This is a genomic window from Planktophila warneckei (SeqCode) (genome assembly GCF_965234675.1).
Taxonomy (GTDB): domain Bacteria; phylum Actinomycetota; class Actinomycetes; order Nanopelagicales; family Nanopelagicaceae; genus Planktophila; species Planktophila warneckei.
Window position 1 is genome coordinate 601,016 of the sequence record NZ_OZ248350.1, and the last position, 19,107, is coordinate 620,122.

General features: G+C 46.7%; 15 protein-coding genes. 12 read left to right on the top strand and 3 right to left on the bottom strand.

All coding sequences use genetic code 11. The features are described 5' to 3' along the window. From uvrB to AC8GFU_RS03230, 12 genes are all read left to right on the top strand, one after another. On the top strand, nt 1-2,082 hold the full coding sequence (gene uvrB, locus AC8GFU_RS03175) for an excinuclease ABC subunit UvrB (protein ID WP_506627060.1): 2,082 nt from the start codon (nt 1-3) through the stop codon (nt 2,080-2,082). Next, nucleotides 2,079-4,937, top strand: a complete 2,859-nt coding sequence (gene uvrA, locus AC8GFU_RS03180; protein ID WP_506627061.1) for an excinuclease ABC subunit UvrA — start codon at nt 2,079-2,081, stop codon at nt 4,935-4,937. The genes uvrB and uvrA overlap by 4 nt, the downstream gene beginning before the upstream one ends. Nucleotides 4,938-4,941: 4 nt before the next feature. After that, nucleotides 4,942-6,858, top strand: a complete 1,917-nt coding sequence (gene uvrC, locus AC8GFU_RS03185) for an excinuclease ABC subunit UvrC (protein ID WP_506627062.1) — start codon at nt 4,942-4,944, stop codon at nt 6,856-6,858. Between the two features lie 2 nt (nt 6,859-6,860). Further along, nucleotides 6,861-7,841: a phosphotransferase enzyme family protein gene (locus AC8GFU_RS03190; protein WP_506627063.1), complete on the top strand. Its 981-nt coding sequence runs from the start codon at nt 6,861-6,863 to the stop codon at nt 7,839-7,841. Between the two features lie 4 nt (nt 7,842-7,845). After that, complete coding sequence (gene rapZ / locus AC8GFU_RS03195; RefSeq protein ID WP_506627064.1) at nt 7,846-8,706, top strand: RNase adapter RapZ; 861 nt, start codon at nt 7,846-7,848, stop codon at nt 8,704-8,706. A 2-nt stretch (nt 8,707-8,708) separates the two neighbouring features. Next, complete coding sequence (locus AC8GFU_RS03200) at nt 8,709-9,641, top strand: gluconeogenesis factor YvcK family protein (protein WP_506627065.1); 933 nt, start codon at nt 8,709-8,711, stop codon at nt 9,639-9,641. 16 nt (nt 9,642-9,657) lie between these two features. Further along, complete coding sequence (gene whiA / locus AC8GFU_RS03205; protein WP_506627066.1) at nt 9,658-10,635, top strand: DNA-binding protein WhiA; 978 nt, start codon at nt 9,658-9,660, stop codon at nt 10,633-10,635. 103 nt (nt 10,636-10,738) lie between these two features. After that, nucleotides 10,739-11,767 (top strand): type I glyceraldehyde-3-phosphate dehydrogenase, encoded by a 1,029-nt coding sequence (gene gap / locus AC8GFU_RS03210; protein WP_506627067.1) that lies wholly within the window; start codon nt 10,739-10,741, stop codon nt 11,765-11,767. Then, complete coding sequence (locus AC8GFU_RS03215) at nt 11,767-12,957, top strand: phosphoglycerate kinase (RefSeq protein WP_506627068.1); 1,191 nt, start codon at nt 11,767-11,769, stop codon at nt 12,955-12,957. Before gap ends, AC8GFU_RS03215 begins: the two co-directional genes overlap by 1 nt. Nucleotides 12,958-12,997: 40 nt before the next feature. Further along, entirely contained in the window at nt 12,998-13,774 is a 777-nt protein-coding gene (gene tpiA, locus AC8GFU_RS03220; RefSeq protein WP_506627069.1) for a triose-phosphate isomerase, read from the top strand. A 57-nt stretch (nt 13,775-13,831) separates the two neighbouring features. Then, the gene (gene secG / locus AC8GFU_RS03225; protein ID WP_506627070.1) at nt 13,832-14,059 is read left to right on the top strand and encodes a preprotein translocase subunit SecG; all 228 of its coding nucleotides are present in this window, start codon (nt 13,832-13,834) and stop codon (nt 14,057-14,059) included. A 41-nt stretch (nt 14,060-14,100) separates the two neighbouring features. Beyond that, complete coding sequence (locus tag AC8GFU_RS03230; RefSeq protein ID WP_506627071.1) at nt 14,101-14,442, top strand: RNA polymerase-binding protein RbpA; 342 nt, start codon at nt 14,101-14,103, stop codon at nt 14,440-14,442. 3 nt (nt 14,443-14,445) lie between these two features. Here the strand turns inward: AC8GFU_RS03230 and AC8GFU_RS03235 are convergent, their stop codons facing one another. From AC8GFU_RS03235 to tkt, 3 genes are read right to left on the bottom strand one after another with little or no spacing between them, the layout of a single operon-like run. Beyond that, entirely contained in the window at nt 14,446-15,981 is a 1,536-nt protein-coding gene (locus AC8GFU_RS03235) for a phosphoglucose isomerase-related protein (protein WP_506627072.1), read from the bottom strand. Beyond that, complete coding sequence (gene tal / locus AC8GFU_RS03240; protein WP_506627073.1) at nt 15,978-17,063, bottom strand: transaldolase; 1,086 nt, start codon at nt 17,061-17,063, stop codon at nt 15,978-15,980. Before tal ends, AC8GFU_RS03235 begins: the two co-directional genes overlap by 4 nt. Continuing rightward, nucleotides 17,063-19,105 carry a transketolase gene (gene tkt / locus AC8GFU_RS03245; protein ID WP_506627074.1) on the bottom strand — a complete coding sequence of 681 codons (2,043 nt, stop codon included), beginning with the start codon at nt 19,103-19,105 and terminating at the stop codon, nt 17,063-17,065. Before tkt ends, tal begins: the two co-directional genes overlap by 1 nt. Nucleotides 19,106-19,107 lie beyond the last annotated feature (2 nt).

The following is a 19,107-nucleotide window of genomic DNA, read 5'->3' on the forward strand; positions in this document are numbered from 1 at the left end:
ATGCGCCCGATCTCTGAACTCCAACGCAGAGTCGAGCCCTTTCAGGTCATCAGTGATTACGTTCCAGCAGGTGATCAGCCTCAAGCAATTGAAGAGATCGCTCGTCGCTTTAACGCTGGCGAGCAGGATGTTGTCCTTCTCGGAGCCACTGGTACAGGTAAATCTGCAACAACTGCCTGGTTAATTGAAAAGCTTCAACGACCTACATTGGTTCTTGCACCCAATAAGACCTTGGCCGCTCAGCTTGCAAATGAGTTCCGTGAGCTATTGCCTAACAACGCTGTTGAGTACTTCGTCTCGTATTACGACTACTACCAACCTGAAGCATATGTACCTCAGACTGATACCTTTATCGAAAAAGACTCAAGCGTTAACGAAGAGGTTGAACGGTTGCGTCACTCAGCAACAAATTCATTATTGACGCGCAGAGATGTAATTGTTGTAGCTACAGTGTCTTGTATTTACGGTTTGGGAACCCCTCAAGAGTATGTAGATCGCATGGTTCGTTTGCGCGTAGGTGAAGAGATTGAGAGAAATGCATTGCTGCGCCGCTTTGTGGATGTTCAATACAAGCGCAATGACATGGCCTTTGAACGTGGAACATTCCGCGTCCGTGGTGACACCATTGAAATCATTCCTATGTATGAAGAGCTGGCCATCCGCATCGAGATGTTTGGTGATGAGATTGAGAAGCTAACGACCTTGCATCCCTTAACCGGTGAAATTATTCGCGAGGAGGAAGAGATCTTTATCTTCCCTGCTACTCACTATGCCGCGGGACCTGAAACGATGAAGCGGGCCATAGGTGATATTCAGGATGAGCTGCAGGTTCAGTTAAATCTTTTTGAAAAGCAAGGCAAGTTACTTGAAGCCCAGCGCCTTCGGATGCGTACAACCTTTGATATTGAAATGATGGAACAGATTGGTTTCTGTTCTGGAATCGAAAACTACTCACGTCACCTTGATGATCGTGCAGCAGGATCTGCTCCTCACTGTTTGCTCGATTACTTTCCGGAAGATTTCTTGGTTGTAATCGATGAAAGTCACGTAACCGTTCCGCAGTTAGGCGCGATGTTTGAAGGTGATGCTTCACGTAAACGAACCCTGGTTGAGCATGGATTCCGTCTACCTAGCGCCTTAGATAACCGACCATTGAAGTTTCCAGAGTTTCTAGAGCGCACCGGGCAAAAACTTTATTTATCTGCAACGCCAGGAAAGTATGAGTTAGCAAAGGTAGATGGCGATGTTGTTGAGCAGGTAATTCGCCCAACAGGTCTGGTTGATCCGCAAATTGTTATTAAACCAATCAAGGGTCAGATCGATGATTTGCTAGAAGAGATCAAGATTCGCGCAGAAAAGAATGAACGTGTCTTAGTAACAACTTTGACTAAGAAAATGTCAGAGGACCTAACCGATTACTTGCAAGAAAAGGGTGTGAATGTTCGTTACCTCCATAGCGAGGTTGATACTTTGCGACGTGTAGAACTGCTGCGTGAACTACGTACAGGTGAATACGATGTTTTGATCGGTATTAACTTGCTTCGCGAAGGTTTGGATTTACCTGAAGTCTCGCTAGTAGCAATCCTGGACGCAGATAAAGAAGGCTTCCTTCGCTCATCTACATCGTTGATTCAGACAATTGGTCGAGCAGCTCGTAACGTAACTGGTGAAGTTCATATGTACGCCGACAGAATCACCGATTCAATGGCCAAGGCGATTGATGAAACAAATCGTCGCCGAGCAAAGCAGGTTGCATACAACCTCGAGCGCGGAGTTGATCCGCAGCCATTGCGCAAGAAGATCGCAGATATCACCGACCTCATTAACCGCGAATCAGATGACACCGATGAGCTTTTGGCGCATGAAAAGGGTGCTGCCAAGCGCGTTGATACCGCCGCTGGAATTTACGATAAATCATCGCTCTCCTTGCCGCGCAAGGATCTAATCGCGTTGATAGGCTCGCTCACCGAACAGATGCGTAACGCCGCATCTCAACTTCAATTTGAGGTCGCGGCGCGTTTGCGTGATGAGATCAAGATTTTGAAGAAAGAGCTACGAATGATGGAAGAGGCCGGGGTTTGAGCATCGATAAGTTGGTTGTGCGCGGAGCACGCGAACACAACCTTAAGAATGTTTCTATCGAGCTACCTAGAGACTCCCTAGTTGTATTTACTGGGCTATCAGGCTCAGGAAAATCATCACTTGCCTTTGACACCATCTTTGCCGAAGGACAACGCCGATACGTTGAATCTCTTTCTGCGTATGCACGCCAATTCTTGGGCCAGATGGATAAGCCCGATGTTGATTTCATTGAAGGTTTATCTCCTGCGGTTTCTATTGATCAAAAATCAACTAACCGAAACCCACGTTCGACCGTTGGAACAATCACAGAGGTTTACGACTATCTGCGTCTTTTGTTTGCTCGTGCAGGTCGTCCACATTGCCCTAAGTGCGGCAAGGCGGTTACTCGTCAATCTCCACAGGCGATTGTTGATCAAATTCTTGAACTTCCGGCCACAACAAAGTTTCAGGTTTTAGCTCCAGTTGTGCGATCACGCAAAGGCGAATTTGTTGAACTTTTTAGCGATCTGATTACTCAGGGCTACTCACGTGCACGTATCGATGGGGAAGTGGTTCAGCTTTCAGATGCACCAAAACTTAAGAAACAAGAAAAGCACACTATCGAAGTTGTTATTGACCGCTTAACTGCAAAAGCAGAAAGCAAGACTCGTTTAACAGATTCGATTGAAACGGCACTACGTCTTGCATCCGGAATCGTTGTTTTGGATTTTGTTGATGCAAAGGGTGATGACAAAGAGCGCACATACAGCGAGCATCTAGCATGCCACGACTGCGAACTCTCCTTTGAAGAGCTTGAACCGCGTTCCTTCTCATTCAACTCTCCATTTGGTGCCTGTCCTGAATGTTCAGGAATCGGAACCAAGAAAGAGGTTGATGAGGATCTCATCATTCCCGATGACTCGATTTCCATTAATGATGGGGCAATCGCACCGTGGTCTGGCGGTCAATCATCAGATTACTTCCTTCGTTTGCTTGAAGCGTTAGCAAAGGACCTTCCATTCTCATTGGATACGCCATGGAAGAAGATCTCCGCTAAGGCGAAAGATGCAATTTTGAACGGCTATGAGTACGAAATTAAGATGAAGTACAAGGGTCGTTACGGAGCACGTAACTACACAACCGGCTTTGAAGGTGTAGTGCCATTTATTCATCGTCGCCACGAAGAAACAGATAGTGATTACAGCCGCGATAAGTACGAGGCGTACATGCGCGAAGTTTCTTGCGAAACATGTAACGGAGCCCGCTTAAAGCCAGAAGTTTTAGCTGTGACTATCGGCGACAAAAACATTTCCGAGATTTGCGAGCTTTCAATTGCAGATTGCGCAGCCTTTTTAAAGCAGATCAAACTGAATAAGCGTGAAGCACAAATCGCTGAACGTGTGATGAAAGAGGTCCATGCTCGTCTTGGCTTCTTGCTAGATGTTGGTCTTGATTACCTATCCCTTGCTCGTCCTGCTGGCTCCCTTTCAGGAGGAGAAGCGCAACGTATTCGACTTGCAACCCAGATTGGTAGCGGACTTGTTGGAGTTCTCTACGTTTTAGATGAACCATCTATCGGTTTGCACCAGCGTGATAACAAGCGATTGATTGAAACCCTTACTCGCTTGCGCAACCTCGGTAACACCTTAATCGTGGTTGAGCATGATGAAGAAACCATTCGTACAGCTGACTGGATCGTTGATATTGGTCCAGGCGCAGGCGAACATGGTGGAAAGGTTGTTGTTTCTGGAAGCTATGAAGATTTAATTGCCTCAAAGGAATCAATAACCGGCGCATATCTATCTGGACGCAAGTCGATTGAAATTCCAAAAAGTCGCCGTCCTGTAGATCCAAAGCGCAAGCTTGTCGTCAAAGGTGCAAAAGAAAATAACCTCAAGGATATTGAAGTTGAAGTCCCTCTTGGCGTATTTGTATCGGTTACCGGCGTTAGTGGTTCGGGAAAATCAACTTTAGTAAATGACATTTTGTACACAGTGTTAGCTAACAAGCTAAATGGCGCCCGATTAGTGCCAGGTCGTCACCGCACGGTTACGGGTATCGAACTACTGGACAAGGTTGTTCACGTTGACCAATCTCCAATTGGTCGCACACCGCGTTCTAACCCTGCTACCTATACAGGTGTTTTCGACAAGATCCGTGCGCTCTTTGCTGAAACCAGCGAAGCAAAGATTCGTGGTTATCAGCAAGGTCGTTTCTCCTTTAACGTAAAAGGCGGGCGCTGCGAGAACTGCTCCGGTGATGGAACTATTACTATTGAAATGAACTTCTTGCCTGATGTTTATGTACCGTGCGAGGTTTGCCACGGCGCTCGTTACAACCGCGAAACTCTAGAGGTTCACTACAAGGGTAAAACTATCGCTGAAGTTCTCAATATGCCGATTGAGGAAGCGCATGGATTCTTTGAATCTGTACCAGCGATCGCTCGATACCTAAAGACTCTTAACGATGTAGGTCTTGGCTATGTACGCCTCGGCCAATCTGCGCCAACACTTTCTGGCGGAGAAGCACAGCGTGTAAAGCTAGCCACGGAATTACAACGCCGTTCAACCGGAAGAACTATTTACGTACTTGATGAGCCAACTACCGGTCTTCACTTCGAAGATGTTAATAAGTTGTTAACCGTTCTTAATCGCCTCGTTGATACCGGTAACACCGTTGTTGTGATTGAGCACAACCTTGATGTCATCAAGTGTTCTGACTGGGTCATTGATATGGGACCAGAAGGCGGATTCCGTGGCGGAATGGTTGTTGCCGAAGGAACACCTGAAACAGTTGCAGCCGTCAAGGAAAGTTACACCGGTCAATTCTTGGGCGAAATCTTAATATCAAATAGAAAAGCCCCAGCGAAGAAGTAGTCCCATGGCAGATCCTCAAAGTTATCGGCCAAGCAATATTCCTGAGCACCCCGGGGTTTATCGTTTTTACAATAAGCAGGACAAGGTTATTTATGTCGGTAAGGCGAAGAATCTTAAGAATCGTTTAAGCAATTACTTTCAGGCAAATCTTGCGACTAAGACATATCGCATGGTGCATGAAGCGGTTCGGGTTGATTGGACCATTGTCAGCACTGAACTTGAGGCGTTGGCGCTGGAGTTCAGTTGGATCAAGCAGTATCAACCCAAGTACAACGTTCAGTTTAAGGATGACAAGTCTTACCCCTATTTAGCATTGTCATTAAATGATGAGTACCCAATGATCTTCATTACTCGCAAAGATAAGCGTCCTGGACTTAAGTACTTTGGTCCATATACAAATGCATGGGCGTTACGTAACACCTTTGAAGTACTACTAAAGGTATTCCCAGTGCGTTCATGTTCATCCTCAAACTTCACACGTGCACAGAAGAGCAAGCGTCAATGTCTTTTGGGGGATATCGGCAAGTGCGCAGCACCATGTGTGGGCTGGATTTCTAAAGAAGATCATCATGAGTTAGCGGTAAAGCTCAATGATTTTATGGAATCAGGAATGGAAAATATCCTTCCAAAGTTGCATGAAGAGATGCAGAACGCAGCGAACAATGAAGAGTTTGAAAGAGCCGCGCGGCTTCGTGACCAAATCGAATCATTTGAAAAGGCTCAAAAATCTACCCAAGGTAATTTTTCAGATGATCTAGATGGTGACTTTATTTCGATCTATCAAGATGGCTTCCATGCTGCAGGCTCGATCTTTTCCATGCAGCGCGGTTCGGTAAAGGGATCACGTTCATGGATCGTTGATCAAGAAATGGTTCTTGAGGGTCAAGATGTACTTACATCTCTTCTCTATTCTATCTATGGAGCAGGAGCGATCTCCGTCCCGCGAAATATCTATATCAATGCCGAACCTCAGGACAAGGAACAACTTGAACAATGGTTGGCCACAATTGGTGGTTCAAAGGTCGAAATTAAAGTTCCGCAACGCGGTGAAAAGGTCGAGCTCTTAGATACCGTGAAGCGAAATGCCCAGTACTCACTTATTCAATACTTAAGTAAGCGTGCAACAGATGCGGCAGTTTCAGGTAAAGCCTTAACTGAAATAGAAGAGTTGTTAGACCTAGGTCGCACACCGCTTCGAATCGAGTGTTTTGATATTTCAAATATTTCTGGAACTAGTGTTGTTGCCTCCATGGTTGTTTTTGAAGATGGCATGGCTAAAAAGAGCGAATACCGCAGATTCATTATCAATACTGATGAAGGTTTTGATGACACTCGCGCGATGCATCAGGTTATTACTCGCAGGCTTAAGCGTTTAATTGATGATCGTCAGGAAAATGAAGCAGAGGTTGCCGAACTTGGAGGCAAGCCAAGCAAGTTCGCTTATCCACCACAGTTAATTGTTGTTGATGGAGGCGCACCTCAAGTTAATGCCGCAGCACGAGCGCTCAATGAACTAGGTATCACCGATATTGCGTTGTGTGGACTAGCAAAGAGATTAGAAGAGGTTTGGATAGCAGGATCAAGCGATCCGTTGATCTTGCCAAGAAACAGCGAAGGTCTTTACCTGCTTCAGCGAATACGCGATGAGGCTCACCGTTTTGCTATCTCATTCCATAGATCTCGTCGCTCAAAGGTGATGCTTGAGTCGATTTTGGATGACATTCCCCAACTAGGTTCCGCGCGCAGAGCCGCATTGTTAGATCGATTTGGATCGGTTGCAGCCATTCGTAAAGCAAAGGTTGAAGATATCGCGGCAACTCCTGGAATAGGTTCTAAAATTGCTTCAATCATTGAAGAGCATTTATCTGCGATTACCACGCAAAAAGTAAATGTAGAAACCGGCGAGATTCTAGAAGGTTGATGATGACAGAAAATTTCTTTGATACACCGGTGGAAGTGCAAACACATTCACTAGCGAAATTTGCACACGAGGTTTTAAAGAAGTACGGAATCAACAATGCAGAGGTTGAGTGCATCAACTTTGAATTTAATGCAACCTTTGCCATCACAACCGAATCAGCTCAGCGTTACGCCCTTAGACTCAACATCAATTCCACGCGAGTTGAATCCAATATTGTTGCCGAAGTTCAGTGGGTGCGACACCTGGCGCGAGTTCAAGGAATCAAGGTGCCGGCACCAATTGCGACTCTAGATGATCAATTTGTAGTTAGTGGAATACATCAAGATTCTGGACTAACTATTTACGGCGTGATGTACAGCTGGCTTGAAGGTGAAGAACTGGGCGATGAACCAACACTTGAGCAGCTGCATCTGGTCGGAAGCTCCATCGCGCTGATGCATCTGAACTCTGGTGAATTCGTGCTGAGTGAAAAAGCGGAGCTGCCAACCTTTAATGATTTCTTTTGGGGAACAGAGGATTACCTATTTTCAGAAAAATCATCTCTGCTCCCAGAACAACGTGATGCGATTGAAAAAGCCCATGATCTGATCATGAAGTACACGAAGCAGTTGTACGCCGAATCTCCAGTTCACATTATTCACGCCGATTATCACGGGTGGAACTTGATGTGGAACGACGGCCAGCTTTCAATCTTTGATTTCGATGATTGCGGTTTTGGAGTAGAGGCACAGGATTTAGCGGTTGCGCTGTATTACCTCGATACCCCTGAGCAAGAAGCGGCTTTGCTTGCTGGCTATACGAGTGTGCGACCATTGCCGGTGTACTCCGATAATGCGATGAAATCCTTATTACTTCAAAGAAGGTTATTGCTGTTGAACTACCTCTTCGAGACCAAAAATGCTGAGCATAAAGAGATGCTCCCTTCATATCTCGAAAAGAGCATGGAGCGTGTTTCCGCATTCTTGACAGATGTAACACAATAGAGCCATGACTCAAGAGACCTTGATCCTTACCGGGATGTCTGGCGCAGGACGTTCAACAGTTGCGCACGCATTGGAAGATCTTGGTTGGTATGTAGTCGATAACCTGCCACCAGCGTTGTTACCGGCGCTAGTCAGTAAAGGCACTGGCCCTCAGGGTAAAGAGTTAGCGGTAGTTGTAGATGTTCGCGGGGGAGAGTTCTTTGATGAACTCACTCATGCACTTGCAGAACTCAAAGAGAGTAAATCTGCTTATCGATTAGTTTTTCTAGATGCAACAGACCAGGCGTTAGTGCAGCGATTTGAATCCACACGACGACCTCACCCATTGCAAGGCAAGGATCGAATTGTCGATGGCATCGAACGTGAACGAGCAAAGCTTGAAGTTGTCCGGTCACAATCTGATGTTGCGATCGATACCTCTAATCTCAATGTGCACCAACTTGAAAAGCGTATCGGCGAAATCTTTGGCTCAGGTATGTTGCAAGGTATCCGAGTTAATGTTTTATCCTTTGGCTACAAATATGGAATCCCTGTTGATTCAGATTTAGTTTTGGATTGTCGCTTCATTCCTAACCCTCATTGGATTCCAGAACTTCGCCCACTGACTGGATTAACCCCACAGGTAAGTGAGAAAGTTTTGGGCAGCGAAGGCGTCAAGGATTTTGTGCACGGATATGTTCGTTTAGTGAATTCAATGATGGATGGGTATATGCGCGAAGGCAAGAAGTATGTAACCATCGCAGTTGGATGTACCGGTGGAAAGCATCGAAGCGTTGCCATCACAGAAGAGATTGCAAAGCAGTTGAATGCAATTGGTACCGACGTCTCGGCTCATCCAACGCACCGTGATGTAGGTCGGGAATAACTTTGTCTAAAGTTGTTGCTTTAGGTGGCGGCCATGGTTTGGCTGCAACACTGACAGCATTGCGCCAAGTTACGCAAGAAATCACCGCGATCGTAACCGTTGCAGATAATGGCGGATCATCTGGTCGATTGCGCGAAGAGTTTCCTATATTCCCACCTGGTGATCTGCGAATGGCACTTGCCGCACTGTGCGCAGATGACGAATGGGGTCGTACCTGGGCTCAAATAATGCAACATCGTTTTGTTAGCAATGGCGAACTCAATGGCCATGCAATGGGAAATTTACTTCTTGCATCTATGTGGAACGCTGGAGATGATCCCGTTGTTGCCTTAGATCGAGTCGGAGATTTATTAAAAGTTATTGGTCGCGTCTTGCCAATGGCAGCTGTTGCATTAGATATTGAAGGAACATTTACAACATCTACCGGGCGAATCGTTGTACGCGGACAAAAAGAGGTTGCAACGGCAAAGGGACATATTGAATCTCTACGGATAATTCCAGAGGACCCAGAGGCTCGTCCTGAAGCGTTAGCTGCGATATCTGCCGCTGAATGGATCACGATGGGACCAGGATCCTGGTTTTCAAGTGTGATCCCACACCTTTTAGTACCTGCTCAATTGGAGGCGTTGAAGAGTTCGAAGGCTAAAAAGATTTTGATTTTGAATCTCGATGCATCAAGTCGTTCTCAGGGCGAAGAGTTTGCAGGATCTACCCCAGAGCAGCATTTAGAGTTTTTCCATCGTTACGCCCCTGGTTTAACCGTTGATTACTGCCTTGTAGACCAATCAGTGGTTCGCGATGAGGCTGCTTTACGCGCAACAGCATCAACCTTAGGTTCAGAGATTGTTATCGCAGATATTCGCAAAGCCCCCGGCAGTATTCATCATGATGCGGAAAAATTAGCCCTCCATTTGGGCCACATTTTGCGCAAGTAACTGGTTGGATAACCCCATGGCAATGACAGCATCAGTTAAGGACGAGCTCACTCGTCTTTCCATCACCAAACCATGCTGTCGTAAGGCTGAAGTCTCTTCTCTTCTTCGCTTTGCTGGCGGCCTTCATATCGCAGCAGGCAAGATTGTTATTGAGGTAGAACTTGATACCTCGCAGAGTGCTCGCCGTTTGCGAAAAGATATTGCAGATATTTATGGACATGATTCAGATCTTGCCGTCTTGTCATCAAGTGGTTTGCGAAAAGGTTCACGGTATGTAGTTCGTGTCATTAATGAAGGTGATGCACTTGCTCGCCAAACAGGTTTAGTAGATGCAAATGGTCGACCAGTGCGCGGACTTCCACCACAAGTTGTATCAGCTGCAATCTGTGACTCAGAAGCTGCATGGCGTGGAGCGTTTATTGCGCATGGTTCATTAACTGAACCAGGACGTTCATCCTCACTTGAAATTACCTGTCCAGGACCAGAGGCAGCATTGGCACTTGTTGGTGCCGCTCGTCGTTTAGGAATTGTTGCAAAGGCTCGCGAAGTTCGTGGAGTAGATCGCGTTGTTATTCGCGATGGTGATGCGATCGGTGTTTTGCTTACTCGCCTTGGAGCACATGAATCTGTCCTTGCTTGGGAAGAGCGACGCATGCGCCGCGAAGTCCGCGCTACAGCTAACCGCCTTGCAAACTTTGATGATGCAAACCTTCGTCGTTCTGCACGTGCGGCAGTTGCAGCAGCCGCCCGTGTTCAGCGCGCAATGGAGATCCTTGGGCCAACAATTCCTGACCATCTGAAAGAGGCAGGGGAGTTGCGCATCAACCATGGGCAGGCCTCTCTCGAAGAGCTCGGCTCATTAGCGACACCTCCTATGACAAAGGATGCGATCGCAGGTCGTATTCGTCGCTTGCTGGCTATGGCCGATAAGCGCGCTGCAGAGCTCGGAATTCCCGATACTGAGAGCGGATTATCACCAGATTTACTGAACTAACCCATCAGTAGACGCAGACGTACGCCCATTCCCACTGATAAGGTTGGCAATAAGACCCCAGCGTTGTGGCAGTTTTACGAACCACCAACAGCTGGGCTTTTTCATGTGCCCCACTAGTAGCAAGGACACTTTCGTGATTAATGTCGGAATCAATGGTTTTGGACGTATCGGTCGTAACTTCTTCCGTGCCTCACTAACTAACCCAAATATCAACATCGTCGGAATTAACGACCTAACTCCTAATGAGACTCTTGCTCACCTATTGAAGTACGATTCAATCTTGGGTCGCCTAGGTCTAGAAGTTACCTACACAGATGATTCAATCACTGTTGGCGGAAAGACAATTAAGGTTTTCTCAGAGCGCGATCCAGCTAACCTACCTTGGGCATCTGTTAAGGCAGATGTAGTTGTTGAGTCAACAGGTATCTTCACAAAGGCTGCAGATGCTCAGAAGCACATCACAGCAGGAGCGAAGAAGGTAATTATCTCTGCTCCAGCAACTGATGAGGACATCACAATCGTTATGGGTGTAAACCACACTCAGTACGACGGTTCAAAGCACAACATCATTTCAAACGCTTCATGTACAACAAACTGCCTTGCACCAATGGCAAAGGTACTTCAGGACAACTGGGGAATCGTTAAGGGCTTGATGACAACAATTCACGCCTACACAAATGACCAGGTAATTCTTGACTTCCCACACAAGGATCTACGCCGCGCTCGCGCAGCTGCAACAAACATGATCCCAACATCAACAGGTGCTGCAAAGGCGATCTCGTTGGTTCTTCCAGAGCTCAAGGGCAAGCTAGATGGTTACGCAATGCGCGTTCCAGTTCCAACAGGATCTGCAACAGATCTGACTGTTGAACTAGCAAAGGAAGCAACAGCTGCTGAGATCAACGCAGCGATGAAGGCTGCTGCAAATGGTCCACTTAAGGGATTCCTTTCATACACTGAAGATCCAATCGTTTCTTCAGACATCGTGACCGATCCATCATCATGTATCTTCGACGCAGGTCTTACCAAGGTAATTGGTAACCAGGTCAAGATCGTTGGTTGGTATGACAACGAATGGGGTTACTCAAACCGTCTCGTTGACTTGATCGATTACGTTGGCAAATCTCTGTAATGCCAGATCTTTCAACAATTGATGTAGCAGGAAAGCGAGTCTTTCTTCGTTGCGATCTTAATGTTCCTTTGAAAGAGGGAGTCATTAAGGATGACGGACGTATTAAAGCCTCGCTTCCTACTATTCAAACTCTTCTTGAAAAGGGCGCATCACTTGTAATTGCTGCACACCTTGGTCGCCCAAAGGGTGAGGCAAAGCCTGAACTTTCACTTGCACCAGTAGCAAAGCGTTTAGCTGAACTGCTTGGCCGCGAAGTGAAGTTCACAGGCGAGGTAACAGGTGCTGCGGTAACAACCGCAGCTGAATCACTCAAGGCTGGCGAAATTCTTCTTCTTGAAAATATTCGTTTCAGCGCAGCAGAGACAAGCAAGGAAGAGTCAGAGCGCGCAGCATTTGCTGCAGATCTAGCAAAGCTTGCTGATGTTTATGTTGGTGATGGCTTTGGTGCGGTTCACCGCAAGCATGCATCTGTTTTTGATCTACCAAAGTTGCTTCCTCATGCAGCAGGAAAGTTAGTTGCAGCAGAGGTTGAAGTTCTTAAGAAACTGACTCAAAACCCAGAACGCCCATACGGTGTTGTACTTGGTGGAGCAAAGGTTTCAGACAAGCTTGGCGTGATCGAAAACTTGCTGGGCAAGGTAGATGTTCTAGCTATTGGCGGGGGAATGGTGTTCACATTCCTTAAGGCCCAAGGTAAAGAAATTGGAACCTCACTTGTTGAAGCAGAGATGCTTGATGTTGTTAAGGGATTAATCGCTACAGCTGAAAAGAATGGCGTAAAGCTGCTTCTTCCAACTGACATTGTTGTTGCACCTGCATTTGCAGCCGATGCAACACCAACCTTGGTTTCAGCCGATGCAATTCCTGCAGATCAGATGGGTCTGGATATCGGACCTGTCTCTGCAGCAGCCTTTGCATCAGAGATCGCTAAGTGCAAGACAGTATTTTGGAACGGCCCAATGGGAGTATTTGAATTCCCTAACTTTGCGGCTGGTACAAAGGTTGTTGCTCAAGCACTTACTGAAGTTTCAGGAATTTCAGTTGTTGGTGGAGGAGACTCTGCGGCAGCTGTACGTGCACTTGGTTTTGCTGATTCACAGTTTGGATATATCTCAACTGGCGGAGGAGCATCACTTGAATACCTTGAGGGCAAGGAACTACCTGGCCTTCAAGCGCTTGAATTAATCTAAACGAAGTTAATCTAGCCAGAGCTAGTTAGGGGAGCACATAATGCGTAAGCCATTAATGGCAGGAAACTGGAAGATGAACCTCAATCACCTTGAGGCGATTGCAGTTGCTCAGAAGTTGGTTTACGGACTAGATGACAAGGATTACGACGCAGTTGATGTTGCGGTAATTCCTCCTTTCACTGATATTCGTTCAATTCAAACCTTGGTTGATGGAGATCGCCTGCGCCTTCAATATGGAGCGCAGGATCTTTCACCAGAAGTTAGCGGTGCATTCACCGGAGATATCTCTGGCTCAATGCTTGCAAAGCTTGGTTGCACCTATGTTGTTATCGGCCACTCAGAGCGCCGTGCAATTCACAATGAATCTGATGCGCTCATTAATCGCAAGATCAAGGCTGCCCTTGCTAATGAATTAACTCCAATCTTTTGCGTAGGCGAAGAGTTAGCGATTCGCGAAGCGGGAACACATGTAAGCCATGTAATTCGCCAGGTGCGTGCAGGCCTTGAAGGTTTCACAAAGCCAGAGCTCAAGAAGATTGTTATTGCTTACGAGCCAGTGTGGGCGATCGGAACTGGAAAGACTGCAACACCTGAGGATGCTCAAGAGGTATGTGCTTCAATCCGTGAAGAGATCGAAAACATTGGATCTCCAGAGATCGCATCAAATATGCGCATCCTGTACGGCGGTTCGGTGAAGTCTTCAAACATCGTCGAAATCATGAAGAAGCCAGATGTTGATGGCGCCCTGATCGGTGGCGCGAGCCTAGATCCTGAGGAATTGGCCAAGATCGCCAAGTTCCACGCGGTGACAGAGTAAGCATTACCCCCATGGGGCGGGTATCCTTACCCTCTACGAACTAGGAGTTTAAGAAAAGTGAAACTAGCTCTCTCAATCGCGCTGATCATCACCAGCGTTCTCATGATCCTTTTGGTACTTCTTCACAAAGGTAAGGGAAGCGGCCTATCCGATCTATTCGGTGGCGGTATCTCATCAAACTATGGCGGTTCATCTGTTGTAGAACGCAACCTTGATCGCATCACAATCGTCGTTGGCGGCTTGTGGTTCGCATTTGTTGTGGCTTTATCTTTGTTGCTTAAGTAACTCTTTTCTTTTTTAATCAAGCATTTAACTGGGAGTAAATAATGGCAAGTGCAATTCGCGGAAGCCGTGTTGGCGCCGGACCAATGGGTGAGGCAGAGCGCGGCGATTCGATCGCTCGTGCATATGTTTCATACTGGTGTGCAAATGGCCATGAGGTTCGTCCATCATTTGCTGTTGAAGAAACAGTTGTTATTCCAGCTGAATGGGATTGCCCAAAGTGTGGTTATCCAGCAGGTCGCGATCGCAACAATCCGCCTAGCCCAGAAGTAAATGTGCCGTACAAGACCCACCTTGCTTATGTAAAAGAGCGTCGCACAGATGCTGAAGGTGAAAAGCTACTTGAAGAAGCACTTCGTAAACTTCGCGGAGAAGACGAAGAGTAACTTTTACAAAGACTTAGCAGCATCCAGTAATTCAGAGATACCCACTGCACGATTCGTAAGATTGAATCGAAGGAGAGGGTATTTTCTTGATGCCAGCGCCTTTCCATCACCTAGTGCTTGGGCAGCAACCAAGGTCTTAAAGCCATAGCTTTGTCCCGGAATTGCAATGTCATTCTTTACATCGCCAGTGATCTGTAAGAAGACTCCGTTTTGTTGTCCACCCTTATGGAATTGACCTGTTGAGTGCAAGAAACGTGGACCCCAACCAAAGGTAACTGGGCGACCAGATTTGTCAGCCAGAATTGCTCGCAACTCTGCAACCGCAACATCATCCTTGCGATCTAGGTACGCCATCACCGCTATGTAGCCATCTTCAGGAATCATTGCGATTAATTGAGTTAAGGCATCTGTAGCGTTTTTACCAGCACCGAAGATTTCTAAAACGCCATCTTTGGCATCTCCAGTAAATGTTGGCAGTACGCCCTTCCACTCATTCAGAAGTGCAGATGTTTGTTCCTTTGCTTCTGTCACATTTGGTTGATTGAAGGGATCAATTGCAAGAGCAGCGCCAATGAGCGCTGTAACCCATTCCCACACAATAAATTGTGAGGCTAGATCTGCTTCAACCACTAGATCAGCAGAACCTGCGAAGGCGACGGTAAATGCTTGACCTTCACGACCATTGTGCGAAGTTTCAGCAACAACCGGCAGACGACCAACCTGATTCTTTCCAGTTGATTCTGCAACTAACTGTTCGATCCAATCACTTAAGCCCGGCATGCCCGATGCTTCATCTGTGTACGCAACATATTGACCAGCTGCATATGTCAGTAAGTACGCGATATCGCACATCTGTTGTGAATCAGCAAAGAACCCTTTCTTCGCATCACTTGCGTTATCAAGTAAAACCGAGACATCCACGCCAATTAACGCTGCTGGGACTAAACCAAATGGGCTCAGCACACTAAAACGACCACCAACATTGGGATCTGCGTTAACAACTGTGAATCCGCCTTCGCGAACCTGCTTATCTAATGGTGATCCTGGATCTGTAACAAAGACCATGTGGTCGATCGGGTTAAGGCCAGCATCCTTGAACGCGCCTTCAAATAATGCGCGCTGCGAAGCGGTCTCAATTGTTGAACCTGATTTAGAGCTAACAACTACAACGCTCTTGGATAAATTAAATTTCAAAGCATGGGCTACATAATCTGGATCGGTTGAATCCAAGACAAAGAGTTTTTTCGAAAATGTTTGTGCAATAACTTCGGGTCCAAGTGATGACCCGCCCATTCCACACAAAATCACATGCTCCTTATCGCGGTGCTTTGCAGCAAGGGCATCAAACTGAGGGAGTAGTTCACGTGAGCTTTCTGGAAGATCGATCCAATTCAGACGGATCGCAGCCTCTGCTTGAGCTTCAGGGCCCCAGATAGTTGAATCCTTTGTCTTCAAACGGTCATGGAATACCTGTAGTGCTTTGTACTCAGCGGACGTTCGATCAATCTTTATTAGCGCATTACCTTTAAGTGAAATCATGATTGTTGTGCAGCCTTTACATTCTCTAGTAGTTCATCCCATGCCTGTGCAAACTTCTTCACTCCATCAACCTCTAAATCAGTTGTGATCTGATCCAGTGAAATCCCAAGTGCGGACAATCCTTTTAGTACCTCAACAGCTTCTGGATACTTACCGCTGATGGTGTTTCCTCGAACATCGCCATGATCGATTAATGCATCAAGGGTTGATTGAGGCATGGTGTTAACAGTGTCAGGGGCGATTAATTCGATTACATATTGAGTATCAGGATAAGCAGGATCCTTTACGCCGGTAGATGCCCACAATGGACGCTGCTTATTGGCACCTTTTGCTTCTAGTTCTAACCACTTAGCTGAAGAAAACTTCTCTTCAAATAATTGGTAAGCAAGGTGAGCGTTTGCAATTGCAGCCTTTCCAAGCAAGGCGGTCGCATCAGCTGTTCCATTTGCCTTGAGTAATGCGTCAACAGATGAATCAATACGGCTGATGAAAAATGAGGCAACTGAATGAACCGATGAAGGATTTTCGCTGCGGTCGATTCCCTGCATGTATGCATCAATAACCTGCCCGTAACGCTTTACCGAAAAGATAAGGGTGACATTGACGCTGATTCCAGCTGCAATTAATTCTGTAATCGCTGGCAAACCTTCAATTGTTGCCGGGACTTTGATCATGACATTGGGACGATCAATGATCTTCCATAACTCTTTACCCGCGGTGATAGTGCCTTCGGCGTCATGAGCTAAGCGAGGGTCCACTTCGATGCTGACGCGACCATCAACGCCTTTGCTGCTTGTATAAATCTGAGTAAATAGATCACATGCTTGGCGAACATCATCTGTCGTTAATTTCTTAACAACATCATCAACGCTTGCACCCTTCATCTGAGCAATATCTGCGCTGTATTCGGCGGCTCCACTAATCGCAGCGCTAAAAATACTTGGATTAGTCGTAACACCTACAACGCCACTTGTTGCAATTCGCGATGGCAGCGAATGTGAATCAGCGCCTGAAATCTTTGCTCGCGACAAATCATCAAGCCAGATCGATGTTCCGGCATCTAATACTTGCTGAGCTCTCATTAAATTGCCTTCTTTACTTGGGCGACAACGTTTTCAACAGAGAATCCAAACTCCTTGAATAAACGCTTTGCATCAGCAGAAGCACCGTAATGTTCGAGCGAGATAGCAACTCCTGAATCGCCAATTAACTCACGCCATCCCTGTGCGATTCCTACTTCAATGCTTACCTTTACAACACCAGGGGAGAGGACTGAATCCTTGTACGCCTGATCTTGCTCTGCAAACCATTCAAGACATGGAGCACTTACTACTCGTACATTGATTCCTTCGGCAGCAAGAGCTGACTGAGCATCCATTGCTAAGGAAACTTCTGAGCCAGTAGCGATCAAGATCGCCTTTGGATTTTCTGCATCCTTCAAGATGTATGCACCCTTTGCAGTTCCTGATGCTGGTTCACATACGGTGCGATCAAATACCGGAAGGTTTTGGCGTGAGAGCAAAATTCCCGTTGCCCGACCACGGGTAATGATTTTCTTCCAAGCCTCTGCAACCTCATTGGCATCTCCCGGGCGCACAACATCTAAACCAGGGATCGCACGAAGTGCTGCAAAATGTTCAATAGGTTGATGTGTAGGACCATCTTCGCCAACACCAATTGAATCATGGGTCCACACAAAGGTTGATCCAATATTCATAAGCGCGGCAAGACGTACAGCAGGACGCATGTAATCGCTGAAGACCGCAAATGTTCCACCGAAAGAACGGGTTAATCCATGCAAGGTAATTCCATTGAGAATTGAACCCATTGCATGTTCGCGAATTCCGAAGTGAATGATTCGTCCATAAGGATGCGCACCAGCAATTGCAGAGGATGCTGGCAAGAATGAACCGCCGCCCTTAATGCTGGTGTTATTTGATCCAGCTAAATCCGCTGAACCTCCCCAGAACTCTGGCAAGACAGCTGCGATCGCATTAATAACATCACCAGATGCTGCGCGAGTTGCAACATCTTTACCTGGTGCAAAAACTGGAATATCTGAGTCCCATCCTGCTGGCAAACTACGCGTGCGAAGTCTTTCTAACAACGCAGCCTTTTCACTATGTGCAGTTTTCCAAGCGGCAAACTTTTCATTCCATAGTTGATGGGCCTGGGCGCCACGATCTTTAACGGCGCGAGCATGCGCCAAAACTTCTGCTGGCATTGCAAAGTTCTCATCTGGATTTAGTCCTAATGCAACCTTTGTTGCTTTGATTTCATCCTCACCAAGTGCAGATCCGTGTGAAGCTGCGGTTCCTTGCGCCTTAGGTGCAGGCCAGGCAATAACTGATTTCATGCGAATTAAAGTTGGCTTAGCGGTTTCTTTCTTCGCGGCCGTCATCGCTGCATCAAGTGCCACTAGATCTACGCTGCCATCTTTTGCAGCAGCAACTTCAATTACATGCCAGCCATAGGCACGGTAACGAGCAGATACATCTTCAGTAAATGCGTTATGTGTATCGCCTTCAATTGAAATACGATTGTCATCATAAATAATGTTCAGGTTGCCAAGTTCTTGAGTTCCGGCAAGTGAATGCGCTTCGGCGCTAACGCCTTCTTGTAAATCACCATCTGAACAAATAACCCAAATTGAGTGATCAAATAAAGATGTATTTGCTGGCGCATCAGGATCTAGTAATCCACGCTCATAACGAGCAGCCATAGCCATACCAACCGCGGTGGATACGCCCTGTCCAAGTGGACCTGTAGTCATTTCTACACCTGCAGTATGTCCATATTCAGGGTGTCCTGGTGTTAAAGAGCCCCATGTTCTAAAGCTCTCAAGATCTTTCATTTCTAAGCCATAGCCACTTAAGAAAAGTTGAATGTACAAAGTTAAGGATGAGTGACCACAAGAAAGAATAAAGCGATCGCGACCTAACCACTGTGGATCTGATGGATCATGCACTAAATGGCGCTGGAAAAGCGAGTATGCAACAGGTGCAAGAGACATCGCAGTTCCGGGGTGACCATTTCCTACCTTTTGAACTGCATCGGCTGCCAACGCACGCGCATATGCGATCGCGCGATCATCTAGCTCTGTCCATCCGGTGAGTGTGCTCATTC